Annotated in this window: 13 protein-coding genes; 6 read left to right on the forward strand and 7 right to left on the reverse strand. The window is 73.7% G+C overall.

What is annotated here, in order from left to right; translation table 11 throughout:
* Positions 1 to 54: 54 nt before the first annotated feature.
* A complete protein-coding gene (locus ACODT5_RS05645; RefSeq protein WP_422518079.1) occupies positions 55 to 2,082 on the forward strand; it encodes a putative Ig domain-containing protein in 2,028 nt (675 codons plus the stop codon).
* Positions 2,083 to 2,245: 163 nt separating this feature from the next.
* Here the strand turns inward: ACODT5_RS05645 and ACODT5_RS05650 are convergent, their stop codons facing one another.
* Positions 2,246 to 3,571: a CoA transferase gene (locus ACODT5_RS05650; RefSeq protein WP_422518080.1), complete on the reverse strand. Its 1,326-nt coding sequence runs from the start codon at positions 3,569 to 3,571 to the stop codon at positions 2,246 to 2,248.
* Between the two features lie 208 nt (positions 3,572 to 3,779).
* Here ACODT5_RS05650 and ACODT5_RS05655 point away from each other — a divergent pair, with 208 nt between their 5' ends.
* On the forward strand, positions 3,780 to 4,718 hold the full coding sequence (locus ACODT5_RS05655) for an ion transporter (protein WP_422518081.1): 939 nt from the start codon (positions 3,780 to 3,782) through the stop codon (positions 4,716 to 4,718).
* Positions 4,719 to 4,812: 94 nt separating this feature from the next.
* Here ACODT5_RS05655 and ACODT5_RS05660 read toward each other — a convergent pair whose 3' ends face one another.
* Positions 4,813 to 5,100: an acyl carrier protein gene (locus ACODT5_RS05660; protein WP_422518082.1), complete on the reverse strand. Its 288-nt coding sequence runs from the start codon at positions 5,098 to 5,100 to the stop codon at positions 4,813 to 4,815.
* Between the two features lie 75 nt (positions 5,101 to 5,175).
* On the opposite strand from ACODT5_RS05660, the gene ACODT5_RS05665 reads away from it, so the two are divergent.
* Complete coding sequence (locus ACODT5_RS05665) at positions 5,176 to 5,958, forward strand: lysophospholipid acyltransferase family protein (RefSeq protein ID WP_422518083.1); 783 nt, start codon at positions 5,176 to 5,178, stop codon at positions 5,956 to 5,958.
* A 50-nt stretch (positions 5,959 to 6,008) separates the two neighbouring features.
* Here the strand turns inward: ACODT5_RS05665 and ACODT5_RS05670 are convergent, their stop codons facing one another.
* The 5 genes from ACODT5_RS05670 to ACODT5_RS05690 form a co-directional block, all read right to left on the reverse strand.
* Positions 6,009 to 7,466, reverse strand: coding sequence for a cytochrome P450 family protein (locus ACODT5_RS05670; protein WP_422518084.1), 1,458 nt, complete (start codon positions 7,464 to 7,466; stop codon positions 6,009 to 6,011).
* Between the two features lie 17 nt (positions 7,467 to 7,483).
* Positions 7,484 to 8,869 (reverse strand): lipase family protein, encoded by a 1,386-nt coding sequence (locus ACODT5_RS05675; protein WP_422518085.1) that lies wholly within the window; start codon positions 8,867 to 8,869, stop codon positions 7,484 to 7,486.
* Positions 8,870 to 9,325: 456 nt separating this feature from the next.
* Positions 9,326 to 11,002, reverse strand: coding sequence for a carboxylesterase/lipase family protein (locus tag ACODT5_RS05680; protein ID WP_422518086.1), 1,677 nt, complete (start codon positions 11,000 to 11,002; stop codon positions 9,326 to 9,328).
* An 87-nt stretch (positions 11,003 to 11,089) separates the two neighbouring features.
* Positions 11,090 to 12,019, reverse strand: coding sequence for a 5'/3'-nucleotidase SurE (surE, locus tag ACODT5_RS05685; protein ID WP_422518087.1), 930 nt, complete (start codon positions 12,017 to 12,019; stop codon positions 11,090 to 11,092).
* A gap of 220 nt (positions 12,020 to 12,239) precedes the next feature.
* Positions 12,240 to 13,742 (reverse strand): MFS transporter, encoded by a 1,503-nt coding sequence (locus ACODT5_RS05690; protein ID WP_422518088.1) that lies wholly within the window; start codon positions 13,740 to 13,742, stop codon positions 12,240 to 12,242.
* Between the two features lie 1,679 nt (positions 13,743 to 15,421).
* Here ACODT5_RS05690 and ACODT5_RS05695 point away from each other — a divergent pair.
* The 3 genes from ACODT5_RS05695 to ACODT5_RS05705 all read left to right on the forward strand — a co-directional run bounded on the left by ACODT5_RS05695 (position 15,422) and on the right by ACODT5_RS05705 (position 19,239).
* Positions 15,422 to 16,150 (forward strand): phosphatase PAP2 family protein, encoded by a 729-nt coding sequence (locus ACODT5_RS05695; RefSeq protein WP_422518089.1) that lies wholly within the window; start codon positions 15,422 to 15,424, stop codon positions 16,148 to 16,150.
* 386 nt (positions 16,151 to 16,536) lie between these two features.
* Positions 16,537 to 18,117, forward strand: coding sequence for a carboxylesterase/lipase family protein (locus tag ACODT5_RS05700; protein WP_422518090.1), 1,581 nt, complete (start codon positions 16,537 to 16,539; stop codon positions 18,115 to 18,117).
* A 114-nt stretch (positions 18,118 to 18,231) separates the two neighbouring features.
* Positions 18,232 to 19,239 (forward strand): LacI family DNA-binding transcriptional regulator, encoded by a 1,008-nt coding sequence (locus tag ACODT5_RS05705; RefSeq protein WP_422518091.1) that lies wholly within the window; start codon positions 18,232 to 18,234, stop codon positions 19,237 to 19,239.
* Positions 19,240 to 19,263: the final 24 nt, after the last annotated feature.

Here is a 19,263-nt window from a genome sequence, read left to right on the forward strand (position 1 = left end):
CCCGTACGGGCCCGGCCTACCCATCCGGCCCGCCCCCCCATGAAAGGGATCTCCGTGCGAAATCTGTCAACCAGGTCCAAGTGGGCCTCCATCACGGCGGCCTCGGTCACGGCCGTGGTCGCGCTCGGCGGCCTCGGAGCCCTCCCCGCACACGCCACTGCGACCTCCGAGCCCGGACCGTCCGTGAACCCGCAGCTCCTGAAGGCCATGCAACGCGACTTCGGCCTCTCCACAGACCAGGTGCGCGAGCGGATCGCCGACGAGGCGGCCGCCGGCAAGGCGGCCACCCTCATCCGGGGCAGGATCGGCGACCGGGTGGCGGGCTTGTGGTTCGACTCCTCCACGGGGCGCCTGAACGCGGCCGTCTCCACCGCCGCGGACGCGGCGCTGGTACGGAACACGGGCGCCGTCGCCCAGCAGGCCCGCTACGGCCAGGCCGAACTGGCCGCCACCACCCGGACCGTCAGCCGCGACATCGGCGACGGGATCGCGGGCGTGGTCTCGTGGGGTCCCGACGTCCGGAACAACCGGATCGACGTCACCGTGGACCGCACGGCGCGCAACGCCTCCACCGACGCCTTCGTGGCCCGCCTCGCCGCCATGGGCGGCATCGTGCACGTCACCGAGACCTCCGACAGCCCGCGTCAGCAGGGCGGCGACGTGGTCGGCGGCGAGAAGTGGGTGCCGGGCACCGAGAGCCCCTGTTCCATCGGCTTCTCCACCACCCGCACCACCAACGCCGCCAGGACGTACCTGACGGCCGGCCACTGCACCAACGACGTCAACCAGCCTGCCTACGGCAAGGACGGGACCCGGATCGGGACGTCCAACAAGGACGGCAACAGCAGCGTCAACGGCCCGGTGGGCGACTTCGGTGTCGTCGACGTGGACCAGCCCGGATGGAACCTCTCTCCGAGGGTCGCGGGGTACGGGATCCAGCCCAACTTCACCGTCACCGGCTCCGTCGACGCCGTCGTCGGCACCGCGATATGCCGCTCCGGGCAGACCACGCAGCTGAAGTGCGGCGAAGTGACCAAGGTCAACCAGGAGGTGGACTACGGCAACGTCAAGATCGGCGGCCTGTCGTACTCCAGCGCGTGTTCGGCGGGCGGAGACTCGGGCGGCGCGTACGTCACCGCGACCGGCTCCAAGGCCGTCGGCCTGCACTCCGGCGGCGGCTCCGCCACCTGCACCTCGGGCAGCGGTGAGAAGTTCACCATCTTCCAGCCCGTGATCGAGGCCCTGACCCACTTCCAGCTGGCCCTGGTCACCTCCACCCCGCAGCCCGGCAACGTCACCGTCGCCGCGGTCTCGGCCCAGAACGGCGTCATCGGCGCCCGCATACCCGAGCTGAAGAACAGCGCCGAGGGCGGCACCGCCCCCTACGCCTGGTCCGCGACGGGCCTGCCCGCCGGGCTGGCCATCGCCTCCTCGACCGGCACCATCACGGGCACCCCCACCACGGCCGGATCCTCCAACGTGACCGTCACCGCCACCGACAACGCCGGCAAGACCGGCTCCACCTCCTTCTCGTGGACGATCACGACCGCGGGTACGGCCCTGTCCGTGACCAACCCCGGCGGCCAGAGCTCCGCCGTCGGCGCCGCGGCCAACCTGACGGTCAAGGCCACCGGCGGCACCGCCCCCTACGCCTGGTCCGCGACGGGTCTGCCCGCCGGCCTGAGCATCGGCTCCGCGACCGGCACCATCACGGGCACCGCCACCACGGCCGGTACCTCCAACGTGACGGTCACCGCCACGGACAACGCGGGCAAGGCCGCCTCCGCGACCTTCTCCTGGACCGTCAGCACCGTCACGGGCACCAGCCCGGTCCTGACGAACCCGGGCAACCAGACCGTCTACATCGGCAAGCCCGTCTCCCTCTCCCTCCAGGCCACGGGCGGCACCAAGCCGTACGCCTTCAAGGCCACGGGCCTGCCGGCCGGCCTGAGCATCAACGCCGCCACGGGTGTCATCACCGGCTCCCCCACCACCTGGGGCTTCGGCGGAAGCACCCTGACCGTGACCGACGCTGCGGGCAAGTCCTCCTCGGTCAACGTGACCTGGAACGTCTACTTCTAATCCGCTTCCGGAACGCGTGAGCACCTGACCCTGACCAGTCTCCTCACCCGTTCCGTGCGATGCCGCCGCCTCCAGACCCCGGAGGCGGCCGGCACCTCCCCGCGGGGCCCCGGCCGACACCCTGGCCGGGGCCCCGCTCCGGTGCGCGCCGTCGACCCGCGTCTCAGAGCCAGGCCGCCCGGTCCGTGCCCCAGCGGGAAGGGCCCCGCCGCCACCCGCGGCCCCCGAGCGGGGAGGCCGCGTACCGCAGCGGCCCGTATCCCGACGCGGTCTCGCGCAGCCACGGTTCCGGTGCGTACCCCGGTACGGCGGCGCCGGCCCCGGGGACCTCGCGGACCAGCCACGACGCCGTCCCCGCCAGGGAGAACCGCAGGGCCTGGCCACCGCCCTCCGCGAGGGCCCGTAGCACCCCGGCTGCCGCCAGGTACCCCGTGCCGTGGTCCAGCGCCTGCGCCGGCAGCACCCCGGGACCGTGCCCGTCCCCGCAGGCCGCGGAGATCCCGAACCCCGCCTGCACGAGCGAGTCGAATCCCCTGCGGCCCGCCCAGGGGCCCCGCCACCCCCACGCGCACAGCTCGGCCACCACGAGCCCCGGCCGCCGCGCGAGCAGTTCCTCCGCGCCCAGCCCGTACCGCTCCAGTGCCCCCGGCCGGTATCCCGACACCACCACGTCCGCCCCGGCCAGCAGTCCGTCGAACACCGCCCGGTCCCCCGGCTCCCCGAGGTCGAGGAGGGCGGAGCGCTTCCCGAAGCCGGTGTCCGCGTACGCGTCGTCCGATTCCGGCAGCCCCGGGGAGTCGATCCGCAGGACGTCCGCGCCGAGCAGCCCGAGGGTCCGGGTGGCCACCGGCCCCGCGATGACCCGGGTCAGGTCGAGGACCCGCACCCCCGCCATCGGCAGTCCGCCCCCGACGAGTGCCCCGAGGGACCGTCCGCGCACGCCCGAGGCGGTTCGTTCCACGAGGGGTTGGGACGTGCCGTACCCCTGCGTCATCACGGACACCGCCAGCCCGCCGGCCGCGTAGACCTCCTCCTGGACGTCCACCGCCCGCCGCCGGGCGATCTCCCCGGCCACGCCCTCCCGGGTACCGGCCCCCAGGACGCGCACCAACGCGGTTTCGTGGTGCGGATAGTTGGCGTGCGTACGCACCCACCCGTCGGCGGCCCGCCAGAAGCCCGACAGCGGGGCGAACGACACGGGCGCCCGGCCGTCCACCAGCAGGTGCCGCTCGCTGACGAAGGCCGTGGCCACGGCCCCTTCGTCGACCAGCAGCGGAGCCACGTCGTCCGCACCGCCGCCGGCCCGTACGGCCGCCAACTCCGCGGCGGCCAGCGCGCACGCGCCCACGGTGGCCCGCGCGAGTTCCCGTACGGGCAGCGGCCCGTCCCCCAGCCCGCTCGGCCCCCGGAAGCCGACCCGCCCCGCCAGCTCCTCGGGGCCGCCCAACGCCGCCCACGCCTGTCCGGTCCCACCGTCACGACTCGTCATGCGCCCATCCTGCACGCCACGCCCCGGCCTTCGCGGGGCGGGCCGGGGCCCCGATCGGGCGATGTAGTGCTCCAGGGCGTCTCGAATTCCCCCGTACGGCGTTACACGACCCGGAACATGAACATCGCCTCGGCTGCCTCGTCTTCCGTCGCGGCGCAGGCGGCGCGTGCGGGGCCGGGGCGGCCGGTGGCCCGTACGAGGGAGCACGATGACCGACCCGACCGCGGTGGACAACTGGCGTGGAAGGCTTGCGGGACCTTGCCGCGACGTGTGCGAGGCGCCCGCGTTCTCGCTCACCGTTTTCGCGGTGATCCTCTTCAACGCCGCACTGCTGGGGGCCGAGACGTACAGCGGCTTCTCCGCCGAGTACAGCGGCCTGCTTTCGGCGACCGAGCGTTTCTGTGTGATCGCCTTCACCCTGGAGATGCTGATCCGCCTGGGCGCTCACGCCGACCGGCCGAAAGCTTTCTTCCAAGACCCTTGGAACGTCTTCGACTTGCTGGTCGTCTCCTCGGCCTTCATCCCGTTCCTCCGGGAGAACACCACGCTGCTGCGGCTGCTGCGACTGGCACGCGTCCTGCGCACCGCCCGGTTCATGCCCCAGCTGCGGGTCCTGCTGGTCGCGGTGGGCCGCAGCCTGCCCGGCACCGTCAGTTTCCTGTTCGTGGGCGCGCTGATCGTCTACGTGTACGCGATGATCGGCTGGATCTGCTTCGCCGGTCACGACCCGCAGCACTACGGGTCCATCGGCCGGGCCGCCCTGACCCTGTTCCTGCTGATGACGCTCGAAGGGCTCGGGGACGCCGTCCACGCGGGGCTGGCCATCTCCCCGTTGAGCCTCCTCTACTACGCCTCCTACGTGCTCTTCGGATCCTTCGTGCTGGTCAACGTACTGATCGGCGTGGTCCTCAACGCCCTCGAGGAGGCGCGGGAGATGGAGGACGAGGCGGAGAAGGAGGAGAAGCGCTCCCTGCTCCTGGCGAAGCAGTCGCCGCCGGACGCCGCGGACGAGCTGCTGCTGCGGATCGCCGCGGTGCGCAGCGCGCTCGACGACATGGAGACCCAGCTCGACGCCGTGCACGCAACGTCGGCGGGGTCGGCAGCGGCTCCGGTTCCGGCGGCTCACGCCTCGGCGGGCGCCCGCTAGAACGGGCCGGGCCCGACGGGTCCGCCTCCGGCCGGGCGCCCACCGCCCGGCCGGAGGTCCGCCGGCCGGCCGTGCAGCCGTGCCCCGGGCCGGACTACCGAGCGGCGCCGTCCCGCGGGGGCACCACGGCGTTGCGGCGGGCGTCGAGGAGTCCGGCGAACTCGGCGACGGTGAGGTCGCGGAGTTCCTCCTCGTCGACCTTGACGTCCAGCTTCTCGTGCAGGGCCATGGCCATCTCCACCACCATGAGCGAGTCGGTCAGCAGGTCCCCCATCCGGGCACCGGAGTGCACGTCCCCGGCAGAGGATTCCCCCATCGAAAGAACGATTTCGCCGATCAGATCGATCATCGATCCGGTCGATTCGGGGGTGGAAGCGATCATCACAGCTCCTGTTTGCGATAGTGCGGCCCTTGCGCCAAGGTGGCGCCGATGACCGGCGGGAAAAGGAGAACACTCGTGTCGGAAAGCGTGACCGATGTCATGGGGGCGGGGGCCGCCGAATTCCGTTACGCGAAGGAGCGGCTCGGTGAAGCCGGGGAGGGTGCCTGGGACCGGCTGCTCGAGTGGCTGATGGACGACTACTTCCGCCTCGAAGTCACCGGTTGGGAGAACATCCCGCAGGAAGGGCCGGCCGTGATCGTGGCCAAGCATTCGGGGGCCTGGGGGCTCGATGCGTTCGTCCTGATCAAATCGCTCACCCGCATTCTGAACCGCCCCCTGAACGTTCCGGCCGCGTCTCTGGCTTTTCGATTTCCGGTGATCGGCTCGTACGCCCGGAAAATGGGTGCCTTTCTGCTCGATCCGATGCTCGGGCTGGAACATTTGACCGCCGGGGAACTCGTGGGGGTGTTTCCCGAAGGAATTTCCGGACTGGAGAAATCCTTCCGCAGCAGGTACCGGCTGCGCCCGTTCAGCCCAGGGTTCGCGGCGACCGCCGTCCAGGCCGGAGCGCCCGTCGTCCCGGTGTCCGTGATCGGCGCCGAGGAGGCGTACCCCAGGTTCGGTGACGTCCCCGCCCTGGCGCGCCTGCTCGACCTCCCCTACTTCCCGCTCACCACGCTCCTCCCGCTGCCGGCGAAGTGGCTCATCACCGTGGGCGAGCCGATCCCCGCACGGCCCCGGCCGGAGTCCTACTCCGCCCGCAGGGCCGCGGCCCGCCTGCTGTGCGAGGAGGCCCAGGAAGCCGTGCAGTCCCTGGTGGACAGGGAGCGCGGCAGGCGCGAGACACCCTTCTGGTAGCCGGGCGGCGACCGCGCGGAGCCCGGCTCCGCGCCGCCCGGCTCCGCGCCTTAGTCCGCCAGCCGGGTCGCCGCCCTCCGCACGCCGTCGGCCGCCCGGGCGCACCGTCCCGCGTGGTCGAGCAGGACCTCGCGGAAGCCCTCCCCCGCCTCGTCCTGGTCCCAGCCCTCGGCCCCGGCGCAGGCCGCGAGGCTTTCCGCGTGCGCCGCCAGCCGGTCGGCGCTGGTCTGCGCCAGGGCCCCGTAGGACGCGGACGTGCAGCCGCGTACCGGGATGGGCAGGGCCGCCGGCCCGCCGACCGTCACCCGGCCGTCGCCCCGGCCCCCCGGGAGTTCCCGGAGCGAGACGAGCAGGGAGCGCGCCTCGAGCGTGCCCGGCAGCCGGCCGGCCGCCGGCCGCGGCGAGACCAGGAAGGGCCGGGCGACCGCGGTGATCGCGCGGACGAGTTCCTCGGCGACCAGCACCGCGAGCCGGGTCGCCGCGCACGCGCCGGGCGCCCCGCACAGCGCCGAGGGCCAGACGCCCGGCCCGGCGCCGCCCTTCGGCGCGGGGAGCCAGCCCGGCGCGCACAGGATCTCCGTACCGGCGCCGATCTCCAGGCCCTCCCAGACGAACGGCGTCCGTACCCGGTGCACGGCGGCGGCCACCGGCGGGTAGTGGCTCAGCGCCATGGCCACGGTCTCCTCCGGGGCGGCCGCCGGTTCCACCGTGTGCAGGGCCAGGGCGTGCAGGGTCGTGGCGGTGGCGGCCTCGGTGACCAGGACGAGCGCGTGGCCCACCGCCGCGGGCACGGTGTCCGCGCAGGCTCCCGCCGCGACCAGCCTGCCGACCAGGGAGTCCGGGTCCGGGCTCTCCAGGTAGCGGGCCGTCCTGCGCCCGAGAGCGGCCTCGAAGTCCGCGCGGGCAGCTCGGCCGTCCGCCGCGGCGGCCCGGGTGACGATCTCGCTCAGCAGGGTGTCCTCGGCTGCCGCCCCACCCGCCACCAGGTGGCGGGCCAGCCCCGCCATCGTCCGGCTCCAGGCCTGCCACTCCAGGGTGCCGTCCCCGCGCCGGCCCTCGACGGCCTCGTCGACGTGCCGGGCCACCAGCGCGGGCAGCTCGCTTCCCGGTGCGACGGTCTCCCAGGTCAGCGCCGTGTGCGGGGACAGCCCGTACCTCCGCCCGGCGGCCGTGAGCCCGACCGCGGGCTCCAGCGCCCGTCCCTCGTCCGCCCGGACGAGGAGGGACTCGGACGCGGCGGGGGTCAGCGGTACGAGGAAGTTCCCGAAGGGGGTCCGCAGCTGGACGGGGCGCCCGGAGCGGGTGCGCCGCAGGTGTTCCAGCAGGGCCCGCCGCACTCCTTCGCGGGTCAGGGACTCCAGGCCGAGCGCGCGGGCCGCGGCGTCCGTCCAGGGCAGGCGCTGGGCGACCATGGCCGCGGTGAACACGGCGTTCTCCAGGGCCCAGGCCGTCCCGGGGGGTCGCGGGGCGGTCTTCGCCGTGGAGTCGCCGTCGTGGTCGGTGGTCATCTCGCGGTCTCCCTGGGTCACTTGTCGCGCAGCATGTAGGGCTGGTTGCCGACGATGCGGCCGTCGTAGGCGCCGATCAGCGCGTTGACCTTCTCCCGGTGGTGCGCCATGGGGCCGCGCAGGGTGTCCGAGTAGGCCTGCGGAGCGTGCGACAGCGGGTAGTCGTACGACTCGTCCAGCCAGGCCAGTTCGACCCAGCTCGCGGGGATGTCGTTGGGCGAGGCGGGGCCGCGGCCGTCGATCATCGGGATCACGTCGTGGTTGTTGACGAGGCTGATCACCTGGGTGGTGTGGTCGGCGGGCCATTTGCCGTCGATGGGCGAGCCCACCGCGATCACGTGCGTGAGCTGGTAGCGGGAGGCGACCTCCACGTCCGCGGCGAGGTTCATCGCGGTCATGCCGCCCAGGCTGTGTCCGACGATCATGAGCTCCGATCCGGCCGGCACCCCGGCCCGCACCAGCAGCTTGCGCGCGGCGCGCGTGTACGTCGTATCGGTGCGCAGCAGCCCGTCGAAGGCTCCGACCAGGTCCTGCGGGGTGCTGTTGCTCAGCAGGGCGAAGCTCGTCCCGGGCAGCAGCAGGACGTGGCGTACGGCGCCGTCGGCGCATTCGACGCGGCGCAGCAGCACCAGCCCGTGGTTGCCCAGGGCGCCGATGTCGTTGACGTAGCTGACGATGTCGTTGCCGGACGTGGCCAGCACCTTCGCCAGGATGGAGTCCGCGTCAGCCCGTTCGGCCCGGCCGGGGCCCGGGTTGAGGTGCTTCAGCAGCGCGCTCGGCAGCCCGAGGAACGGATCGGTGGTCGGCACTCCGCCGGCCAGGGTCACCCACGAGAATTCGTCGTTGACCGGGTTCTCGTCGAGCAGGCCGAGCAGCGCGGACAGTTCCATGATCACGGGGCTCATCGTGGTCAGGGCCCGGGTGACACCCAGGCGTTCGACGAGCGCGTGCATGGCGCGCAGCGCCTCCAGCCGGTTCCCGGCCACCATGGCGTCGGTCAGCCGCCTGGCGAGCGGCGAGTCCAGATTGGGGTGGTCGGAGGCGATCGCCCTGATCCGCAGGGCGAAGGCGTCCACGGCCATCGCCACGGCGGCCGGCCTGCGGTCCGTCACGTTCCCCGTGATCCGGGCCAGTTCCCCGGCCGGTCCTCCGCTGGCCCCGAATCCGAGGCCCGCCGGGCTGGTCAGCGCACGCGCGCACGACACCGCCGTACCGAGCGCCCAGGCGGGGCGGCGCAGCGCCTCGAGCCCCAGCCGCCAGCTGCTGAGCGCGCCCGTCAGCTCGGCGCCCGCCTGCTTCGCCGTGAGGGCCGCGTCCGCCAAGAGCACCGAGGCCGCGAGCAGCAGCTCCGGATCCGTGCGGCGCGGACCCTGCCCGGCGTCCGCCGCGTTCCGTGCCGCCACCGCCTCGGTAATCACTGAGCCTGCGCCCGCTCCGGCCTCTGAGGGGTCGCGGACCCGGACGCGTCCGCGACCCCGGCGGGATCCGCGGGTGCCTCCGCGGACCTGCGCCCCGCGAACGTCGAGCGAGCCTTCGTGCCCACCGCTTGAGCGGTCACGTTCCCACCTCCCGTGCCTGCGCAACGGCTTCGCCTGGGTTCACTTGCCCGAACGGGCGTGCTGGCATCGCGTACGGCCCGTTCCGTGCTGCGATCCCCGTCGCAGCGCGGCCCGCAGCCGCTCCGTGGACGCGGAAAGCCGCCGGATGCCCGTGGGGACCGTGGCCCTCGGGGCATCCGGCGGCGTGGCGGCACCCCCCGGGCCGCCGCCCTTTCGGTGATCACCAAAGGATGAGCTCCGGACTCACGCGTTGACGCGCGTGCGGATCACCCCGTACGGACCACCGGGTCTCGTCTCCCGTCAGAGCGGCCGGGAGGGCTGGTCGCGCCAGAAGCCGCACTGGTGGTCGGCCGCGAACGCCCGGTCGAGCCGGTCCCCCGCGGGCGCCAGCTTCAGTACCGTGCCGGCCGGTCCGGTCGCCGGCCAGGTGGCCTGCCCCGCGACCGCGGGGACACCGTGGCGGGCGAAGGCGCCCCAGTAGCGCTTCATCCGGGTCGCCAGGGCGACTTGGACGGAGGTCAGGGGCCGCTCGCCCATCGTGAAGTCGTGCAGGTAGGCGAGTTCGGCGCTGTGCGCGTTCGACTCGTCGAGGCCGGGGACCTGTGCGCCCGCCAGTGTCGGCGAGTCGGGGTCGTCGAACTCGTAGGCGAAGGTGGGGACCTGGCGGGCGAACAGCTGCGCCGTCCGGGCCGTTTCGCAGGCGAACGTCGCATCGGTCATGACCGCCGACAGCGCCAGGTAAGGGGATCCGTGCGCGGCGACCGGGTAGCGGGCGAGGATCTCCGGTCCGGCCGCGCCGTAGCCCGCGAGGACCTGCTGCGCGTACTGCTCGGCCGTCAGGGCGGGCTGCGTCAGCGCGACGAAGAAGCGCGCCTCGGAGCGGGTGCTCCCGATCAGGACCGGGACCTTGTTCCAGGACCCGGCCGAGATCGCGGCGGCCGGATCCCGCGGCAGCAGTCCGTCGCCCGACGCGGGGCCCGAAGTGGCGTGCGTACGGGCCGCTTCCACCAGGGCCTGCCCCGTAGCGGCGCGCAGGCACGCCACGACCCCGGCCGGCTCGGGACAGCCCGCGGCCGCGGCGAAGGCCCGCGCCTCGGACTCGGCCCGCGCGCCGTCGGGCGTACGCAGCAGCGTGCACGGCCCGCTCTGCAGGACGGCCCGGTGGAACAGCCCGGCCGCCGGCGGGGCGGCGAGCAGTCCGCACACCGAACCGCTGCCCGCGGACTGGCCGGAGACCGTGACGTTGCCAGGGTCGCCGCCGAAGGCCGCGATGTTCTCCCTCGTCCAGCGCAGCGCCTGGATCCGGTCCATCAGGCCGAAGGAGCCGGAGCGCAGTGCGTTCTCCCGTCCCAGTTCGGGGAGGCCCAGGTAACCCAGCTGGCCGAGGCGGTAGTTGATGCTGATCACGACGGAGCCGGTCAGCTCGGCCATCGTGCGCCCGCCGAACTGGGTGCCGGTGCCCTGGCTGTACGCGCCCCCGTGCATCCAGAGGATCACCGGCAGCCGGGCCCCCGTGCGGGTCCGGCCGGGCCGGTACACGTCCAGGTACAGGCAGTCCTCGCTGACGGCCGCGGGATCGCGCAGCCCGAACGGCGAGAACTGCAGGCAGGCCGGGGCCTGTTCGACGGCTTCGCGCACCCCGTTCCAGCGCCGGGGCGCCTGCGGGGCGCGCAGCCGGTTCCCCCCGACCGGTGCGGCGGCGTAGGGCACGCCGAGGAACTCCTGCGCACCGTCGTGGGCACGCCCGCGCAGCGCGCCCTGCGCGACGGAGACGACCGGGCGGGGCGACGCGTCCGGCGGGCCGCCGGGGAGACCACCGGGGAGGCCGCCGGGAGAGGCGGTCGCCGGTAGAGCGGTGGTGATCAGCGCGGTGGCGATCAGCGTGGTGAGGGCGAGTACCGTACCGAAGAAGGGTCTTGCCGTGGCCGTGGCCGTGGCCGTGGATGGCCGGGTGGTCCGGCGGGAGAGCCGCTGCATCCGTACTCCTGGGTCGGGGGCCGTCCGGGGGCGGGACGGGGCGCGGGACGCCCGCCCCGCCTCCGGAAGGCCTGCTGGTGTGGAGACCTACGGACGGAGCCCGGTGAGCAGGGCGGCGGTGACGGCGAAGTCCACCGGTCCGGTGTTCCAGTCGGCGTTCATCGGGCTGACGGCGATCTTCCCGGCGCTGACGGCTTCCACGTCGCTGCCCCGGGCCGGGGTCTTCAGGTCCACCGTCACGCCGACCTTCCAGGTGCCGTCGCCGGCATCCGTGAAGTCGGCCTTCAGGAGCGCCTGGGCGTCCTGGAAGGTGGTGGCCACCCCGGCCGGGGTGCCCTTGCCGTCGGCGCCCATGACGGGGTGGTTGACGTTGAGGCCGACGCCCTCGGGCAGCAGGGGGCCGCCGGAACGGGCCCGCGAACGCAGCCGGTCGATCAGCTTGACCGCGAAGTCGAGCGTCGGACCCATCGCGTTGACCGTGGTCACGGGGTCGGGAGCCGAAAGGCCGCCGGTGCTCAGGGCGATGGCGGGTACGCCCGCGTCCAGTGCGGCGACGGCGCCGCCGACCGTGCCGGAGTGGCTGGCGAGCGCGGCCACGTTCGGGCCGAAGTTGGTGCCCGACACGACGAGATCGGGCGCCCGCCCTTCGAACACCTCGGAGAGCCCGAAGTTCACCGAGTCGCCGGGGGTTCCGTCGACCGCCCACACCTTCGGCTCGGGGTGGCGGACCGCGAGGGACGGGGAGTTGGACGTCTTCGTGCCCGCGCCGCTCTGGTTGGTCAGCGGCGCGACGATGGTGACGTCGTGCCCGGCGGCGGTCAGCCGCGCGAAGGCCAGCCGGATGCCGGGCGCGTTGTAGCCGTCGTCGTTGGTGAGCAGGATCCGCAGCGGGCCCGCGGGCACCGGTGTGGGCGCCGGTCCGGCCTGCGGCGCGGCCACGGCGGCGGGCACCGTACCGGCGAGGGCCGGCGCGCAGAGCAGCAGGGCGGCCAACGGCAGAACTCGCTTGCGTTGCAAGGAACGCTCCTTCGGAGAGGAAGTGGAAACGGGGAACTGGGTGAGGGCGGCCGGGAAGGGGTCCTGCCCGGCGGGCTCGCGACCCTCGGCGCGAGCCCGCCGGAGTGCGGGCCGGGCCGCCGCCCGGGAGGGGCGGCCCGGGGTTGAGGGGCACCCGGGGCCGGAGGCCTTGAGGGGGTCTCGGGGCCTCGGGGCTACGGGGCTAGAGGGCCCGGCGGGGTCAGCGCACGCTGCGGATGGGGAGGATCGCCAGTGCGCCGATCAGCGAGAGCGCGCCGCCGACCAGGAACAGCGGGGTGTAGCCGCCCAAGGTGGTGACCACGGCGGAGGCGACGAACGGGGCGATGATCTGGGGCCCGGCGTTCGCGATGTTCAGTACGCCCATGTCGCGGGCGGCGTCCTCGGCGCGGGGCAGCACCAGGGTGACGAGCGCGGTGTCGACGGCCATGAAGCATCCGAAGGCCAGGCCGTTGAGCGCGCTGAACACGAGCATGCCCGTCCACGTGGGACTGACGACGGGGACCACCATGACCAGCCCGGCGAGGGCCGCCGAGACGCCGACGAACACCTTGCGGCGGTTCCAGCGGTCGGACAGCAGGCCGCCGACCACCGTGGAGACGGCCATCGCGACCATCGACACGGGGGTGAGGATCGCCATCGCGGCGGGCGGGGTCAGCCCTGCGGGGAGCGCGATGTGGTCGCCGAGGATGTAGAGCTGGTAGCCGACCACGGAGAAGTACCCGAGGACCATCAGGGCGCGCCCGATGAAGGCCCACCGGAAGTCGTGGTTGGCGAGCGCCGAGAGGAAGGCCTTCATCTTGGCCCCCTTGGGGGCGGCGGGCGCGTCCGGGTCGGGCTCGGAGCGCGGTACGTCCCGGCAGAAGGTGGTGAGCAGCAGCGCGGCTCCGGCGATGACCCCGCCGAAGACGAGGTAGCCGGTGCGCAGGTGCTCCGAGGTCTGGGAGGCGATCAGCACGCCGACCGTGCCGCCGATGGGCAGGCCCAGTCCCACCAGCGCGGACGCGGTGCCGCGACGGGCGGCGGGCACCCGGTCGGGCACGATCGCGGTGACGGCGGCCTGGTAGATGTTCATGGTCGCCTGGACCAGGCACCAGCCGATCCCGACGAGCAGGGCCGTACTGACGCTGCCGAGGACGGCCAGGCCCACGAGCGAACCGATCGCACCGCCCAGCACCCAGGGGTTGCGGCGGCCGCTGCGGTCGGAGAGGGCGCCGGCGATCGGGTTGAACGCGGTGGCGAAGATCGCGCTGATGCCGCCGATCAGACCCAGCACGGCCACCTTGTCGTCGCCGGCGATCGCGGCGATCTGGGTGGGCAGGAGGACGGAGCCGACGCCCATGTAGACGGCCATCATCGCGGAGTTCGCGACCAGCAGGAGGAGCAGGAGCCCGCGTCCGCGGGAGGGTTCGGGATCCGCCTGGGCGGGCGGGTCGATGATCTCGTTCGTAGCCATGACGACTCCTCGGGGGACGGAGCGGGGAGGTGGCGTGGGGGGACCGCCGGTGCGGTGCGCGGGGAGGGCGGAGACGCCGAGGGTGCGGTTGCGCACGAGGGCGTCGCCGGGAAGTGCCGCGCCGAGCGCGAGGCGGCTGACGCGGTGCGGTTGCTCGGCGCGGTGCGTGCGGTGCCCTGCGGTGCGGTGCGGTGGGGTTGCGTGTGCGGTGTTGAGCTGTGCTGAGCGGTGTCGTGCTGTGTCGTTCACCTGATGTTGTTACACGTGTCACTTCAGGTGCTTGGACACTGTGTAGCACTCACTCCCCGGTCTCGCCAAGGGTTGGAGCAGACCTCCGTGCAGATCGTGACCCGTGGACGAAGTCCAGGTGGATCACGTGTAACCACCTGAATGCGGCCTACGGAGGAGCCCGGCCCGGCCGAGAACCCTCTTGCACTTGTGGCGACCGACACGCTTCCGCAATACTCCGCACCGCGCCGACCCACCACCCCACCCCGGCGAAGCCCACCCACCCCTACGGGCCTCACCCGCTACGCCGAGCGCACCGCGCCCCGGCACGCCCGGCGCACCCTGAGCCACTCAGCCGACTCGGCCCTGGCCGGGTGACCCGGGCGACCCGGCCGCCTCTACTGATCGGGCCACCCTGCCGATCCGGCTACCCCGGCCCATCCGGCCAAGCCGGCCGATCCCGCCAACCCGGGCCGCTCCGGCCGACTCAGCCGCCTCCACTGCTCCGACCCACCCTGCCGATCCGGAAGGATCGGCAGCTCCGCCAAACCGGCCGACCTGGCCAATCCGGCTGACCCTGCCGCGCCGGCTGACCAGGCCGATCCCGCCCATCCGGCCGACGCAGCCGACCCCGGGCTGCTCCGGCTGACCCGACCGCCTCCACCGTTCCAGCCCACCCTGCCGGCCCGGAAGGATCGCCCGCTGCGGCCTAGCCGGCCGAGTTAGCCGATCCGGTTGAACCGGCCGATCCTGCCCACCCGGCCGGTCCACCCGACCCGGACTGGTCCGGCTGACCCGACCACCTCTACTGCTCCAGCCCACCCTGCCGGCCCGGAAGGATCGGCAGCTCCGCCAAACCGGCTGACCTGGCCGATCCTGCCCACCCGGCCGACCCTCCCCATCCGGCCCGTCCCCCCGACCCGGGCCACTCCGACTGACCCGACCGCCTCTACCGTTCCGGCCCACCCTGCCGGTCCGGAAGGATCGGGCGCTCCGGCCGAGCTAGCCGATCCGGCTGAACCTGCCCGCCCGACCGACTCAGCCGACCCTGCCCATCCGGCCGGTCCCGCCGCTCCGGGCCGCTCCGGGCCGCTCCGGGCCGCTCCGGGCCGCTCCGGCTGACCCGACCACCTCTACCGTTCCAGCCCACCCTGCCGGCCCGGAGGGATCGGCCGCTCCGGCCAAACGGCCGAGCTAGCCGATCCGGTTGAACTGGCCGATCCTGCCGGCGCGGCCGACCCGGCTCATCCGGCCGATCCGGCCGATCCGGCCAACCCTGCCAACTCTGCCGGTCCGGCCGACGCACTCCCCGCATCCCCTCCGCACGGCTCAGCCCACCCCGTCCGTACGCGTCTGCGGTCCGGGTCCTCAGGCCGCCCTCAGCACGCGCTTTCGCAGGGCTCCACCCATCCCTCCCGCTCCGCTGCCGCTCGGCCCAACGGATCCGCTCCTCCCGCACGCCTCCGCGCCCATCCCCTCCGCTCGGCTCCGCCTTGCGCATCCGCGCGCCGCCTTCGGCGCACCGGTCCGGGCACGCCCGCGTAGGCGTACCGCCTGGGCACGCCCGCTTCGGCACGCCCACTTCGGCAAGCCCCCTTCCACCCGTCCCCGCACTTCCGCCCGTCCCCGCGCTTCGCGCCCGTCCGTCGCCCTCCCCCGAGCCCCCGATGCCCGGGAAGGCGGCCGCGAAAGGTTGCTTCATGTCCGACCTGTTCGGTCACCCCCTCACCCCGCCTCCGCCACCGCTCGCCGTCCGGCCGCCCCGGAGGCCCGTCCCCGCGGCTCCGCCCCGCCATGCCCTCGCCTGGGGCGTGGTACTGATCCTCCTGTCCGTGCTGACGGGACTGCTCCTGCGCGTGGACGAACAGCCCTTCTTCCAGGGCCTCGACGACGCCTGGGCCGCTTCGCTGAAGGGCTCGCCCGCGGACACCGCCAGCGGGTTCGCCACCGTCCTCGACCGCCTGGGCGGACCGCTCGGAACGGTCGTACCGCTCCTGCTGATGGGCTGCCTGTGCATGTACGGGCGCTGGCGGTCGGCGCTCTTCGTCTTCGCCACCGCAATCGTGGCCAACATGCTCCTGGTGCTGCCGCTCAAGCAGCTGGCCGACCGGCCGCGCCCCCCGCACACGTGGGTCCTGGTCAACGACGGCTCGTACCCCTCCGGCCAGGTCTTCAGCGCCGTGGCCCTGGTGATCGCGGCCGCGGTGGTGCTGTTCCCGCCGGGCGGCCGGCGCTGGTGGTGGCTGTTCGGCGCGGGCTACACCGGCGCCATGATGTGGAGCCGCACCTGGCAGCACGCCCAGTGGCTGAGCGACACCTTCGCCGGCGCCCTGGCCGCAGTGGGGGCCTGTCTGCTCCTGTGGCGGGCGTTCGCCCCACTGCTGGAGACGGAGGCGGAACGCATGGCCTCCGACACCCTCTGGGTGTGACGGGCCACCGCGCCGGTCCGGCCGACGTGGCCGAGACGCCCGTCCGGACAGCCCGGGCGGCCCGGACCTGCCACAGCGCAAGGCCTGCCGAGCAAGTCCGGGCCGTTCAGGCCGACCGCGGGCGCGCCTTCCGGTAGGCCGGACCGTTTCGGGTCGAGTCAGGCCAGGCCGCCCCAGGCCTGGCCAGGCCGTCCTGGGCCCCCGGCCCCCGACCCCCGGGAGCACGCGCCGCCCGGCTCTCGCGCGGCCCGACAGGCCGGACCTCGAAGACCCGCGGCGGCCCGCCGATCAGCTCGATATCGCGAAACATTGACGGTCGTAGAATTCTCGCCATATTCTCGACGGGTCGGCGCGCGTTCGGCGCGCGGCCCAGGAAGGATCGACTCATGGCACCCACCCCAGGACCCGATCACCCCGTGGCACATCCGCCCGCGGGCCCGCTCCGTGGCGCGGTCGAGGACGGGCTCGCCGTTTTCCGGGCCGTGCCCTACGCCGCACCCCCGTTCGGCGAGTCCCGCTGGCGGCCCGCCCAGCCGCATCCGGGCTGGAGCGGCATCCGGGACGCGACCACCGACGGGCCCAGCGCCCCGCAGATGTACATGGAGGGCGGCGACCCCGTCCTCGGCGGGCACGGTTCGCCGCCCTTCGACGAGGACTGCCTGACCCTCGACATCTGGACGCCCGCGATCGACGACGCCCAGCGGCCCGTGCTGGTCTGGATCCACGGGGGCGGTTTCGTCTCCGGCTCCGGATCGCTGCCGAACTATTCCGGCGCGACCTTCTCCCGCGACGGGGACCTGGTCGTCGTCAGCATCAACTACCGGATCGGCCCCCTCGGTTACCTCCTCACCGACACCGACACCGACACCGGCACCGAAGCCGACACCGCAGCCGAGCCGGACGGCTCCGGCGCCAACCACTGGCTGACCGACCAGCTCGCCGCCCTGCGCTGGGTACGGGAGAACATCTCCGCCTTCGGCGGCGACCCGGGCGCGATCACCGTCGCCGGCCAGTCGGGCGGCGCGGTGTCCACGGCAGCCCTCGCCGGGCTGCCCGAGGCCCAGGACCTGATCCGGCGGGTGATCCTGATGAGCCCGCCCTTCGGGCTGGACCTCCCCGCACCCGACGCCTACCGGGAGCGCACCGCCGCGTACCTGGAGCTCGCCGGGGTCAAAAGCCTGGCCGAGCTGCGCGCAGTGCCCTGGCCCGAGCTGATCGGCGCCATGGGCGGGCTCTTCGCGCTGACCACGCGCTGGGGGTACTGGCCGACGCCGTTCCTGCCCGTGGTCGACGGAGTCACGCTCCCCCGCCACCCGGCGCAGGCCCTGCTGCAGGACGCCGCCGCGGGCATCGAGGTGATGATCGGCTGGACCCGGGAGGAGGCCAACTTCGGCTTCGCCCTCAACGAGGCCTACGCCGCGGCCTCCCGGGAGCAGGTGACCGACAGGATCGCGGACACCTTCGGCCCCGAGGCCGCTCCGGGGGTCTACGCGGCGTACGAGCACGCCCGGCCGGGCGCCGGGCCGACGGGCGTCCTGATGGACCTCATCACCGACGAGCTCTTCCGGGTGCCGGCCCTCCGGCTGGCCGAAGCGCGGGCCGCGGCGGGCCACCCGGTGTGGGCCTACCAGTTCGACCTCCCCGCGGCCGCCCACGAGGGCCGGCTCGGGGCGGCGCACTGCCTCGAACTGCCCTTCGCCTTCGCCAACTTCGACCAGTGGGCGCACGCACCCCTGGTGGCCGGACTCGACCCCGCCGTCCGCGACGGGCTCGCGCACACCATGCACGAGGCCTGGATCGCCTTCGTCCGCACCGGCGACCCGAACCATCCGGGCATGCCGGCGTGGAGCCCGTACGAGAAGGACACCCGCACCACGATGCGCTTCGACTCCGTGGTGACCGCGCTCGACGACCTCGCCGGGGACTCCCTGCGCCTGCACGAAGGGGCACTCCACCGGCCCCGGTGACACCTCCACCTCCCGGGCCCGCCCATCCGGGCGGGCCCGCGCTCCGTTGATCTAACTCGTGTAACCTTCGAAAGGAAGGCATCGAGCCGATCAAAAGGAGCGTCGATCGACGTCATGGCCAAAGACACTCCTGTTCCGGCGTCCCCGACCAGCGCCGACGTGGCCCGTCTCGCCGGGGTGTCCCGCGCCACGGTCTCCTTCGTCCTCAACGACACCCAGGGCCACCGCGTCGGCGAAGCCGCCCGCGCGCGCGTCCTCGACGCAGCCCGCCAGCTCGGCTACGTACCCCACGCCGCCGCACGGTCCCTGCGGGCCGGCCGCAGCAATCTCGTCCTGATGCCCTCGTCGATCTCCGCGGTCGGCCGCCTCGTCAGCGACTGGGTCGACGACCTGCACAGCGAACTGGACCGGCACGGCTACACCGCCGTCCTGCACGCGGGACGGTTCACCGATCCCCTGGACGCCGCCCGCGCCTGGGCCGAACTGCGTCCCGCTGCCGTCATCGCCCTCGACGGCGACCGCCTCACCGCACAGGCCGCGGAGGTGCTGCGGCGCGCCGGAGTACGGGGGCTGCTCGCCTTCGCCTCCCGTCCCGTACCGGGCGTGCACACCATCGGCTTCGACCACGCCCTGATCGGCGCCACCGCCGCCGAGCACCTGATCGCCCGCGGCCGGACCCGTATCGGTGTGGTCATGCCCCAGGAACGCGGCCTCGGCCTGTTCGCCGCGCCGCGGCTCGCGGGCGCCGAATCGGTCGCCGCCCGGCACATGGCCACGGTGACCCCCGTGGAACTCTCGTACACCCGGGAGTCCGCGACCGCGCTGGCCCGGCGCTGGCGGAGCCTCGGGCTGGACTCCGTGTTCGCGTACAACGACGAGTACGCCGCCCTGCTCCTCCACGCGCTGCGGGCCGAGGGGATCCCCGTACCGCAGGACGTGGCGGTCGTGGGCTCCGACGACCTGGTCATCTCCGCACTCCAGGACCCCCCGCTGACCTCGATCCGCCTGGAGCTGGCCTCGCCGGCCATGGTCGCCGACGCCGTGCACGAGCTGATCGAGACCGGCACCACGGCGCCCGTGCCCGAGATAGAGGCGGTCCTGATCCAGCGCGAGACCTCTTAGAACTCCTGACTCAGCTGTCGCCCG

The organism is Streptomyces tatrensis (genome assembly GCF_049310065.1).
GTDB lineage: Bacteria > Actinomycetota > Actinomycetes > Streptomycetales > Streptomycetaceae > Streptomyces.

Bases quoted from the DNA above. Each gene is read 5' to 3' on its own strand.
- ACODT5_RS05650 (WP_422518080.1), bottom strand. From the start codon at position 3,571: ATGACGAGTCGTGACGGTGGGACCGGACAGGCGTGGGCGGCGTTGGGC.
- ACODT5_RS05655 (WP_422518081.1), top strand. From the start codon at position 3,780: ATGACCGACCCGACCGCGGTGGACAACTGGCGTGGAAGGCTTGCGGGA.
- ACODT5_RS05660 (WP_422518082.1), bottom strand. From the start codon at position 5,100: ATGATCGCTTCCACCCCCGAATCGACCGGATCGATGATCGATCTGATC.
- ACODT5_RS05670 (WP_422518084.1), bottom strand. From the start codon at position 7,466: ATGACCACCGACCACGACGGCGACTCCACGGCGAAGACCGCCCCGCGA.
- ACODT5_RS05680 (WP_422518086.1), bottom strand. From the start codon at position 11,002: ATGCAGCGGCTCTCCCGCCGGACCACCCGGCCATCCACGGCCACGGCC.
- ACODT5_RS05695 (WP_422518089.1), top strand. From the start codon at position 15,422: ATGTCCGACCTGTTCGGTCACCCCCTCACCCCGCCTCCGCCACCGCTC.
- ACODT5_RS05700 (WP_422518090.1), top strand. From the start codon at position 16,537: ATGGCACCCACCCCAGGACCCGATCACCCCGTGGCACATCCGCCCGCG.
- ACODT5_RS05705 (WP_422518091.1), top strand. From the start codon at position 18,232: ATGGCCAAAGACACTCCTGTTCCGGCGTCCCCGACCAGCGCCGACGTG.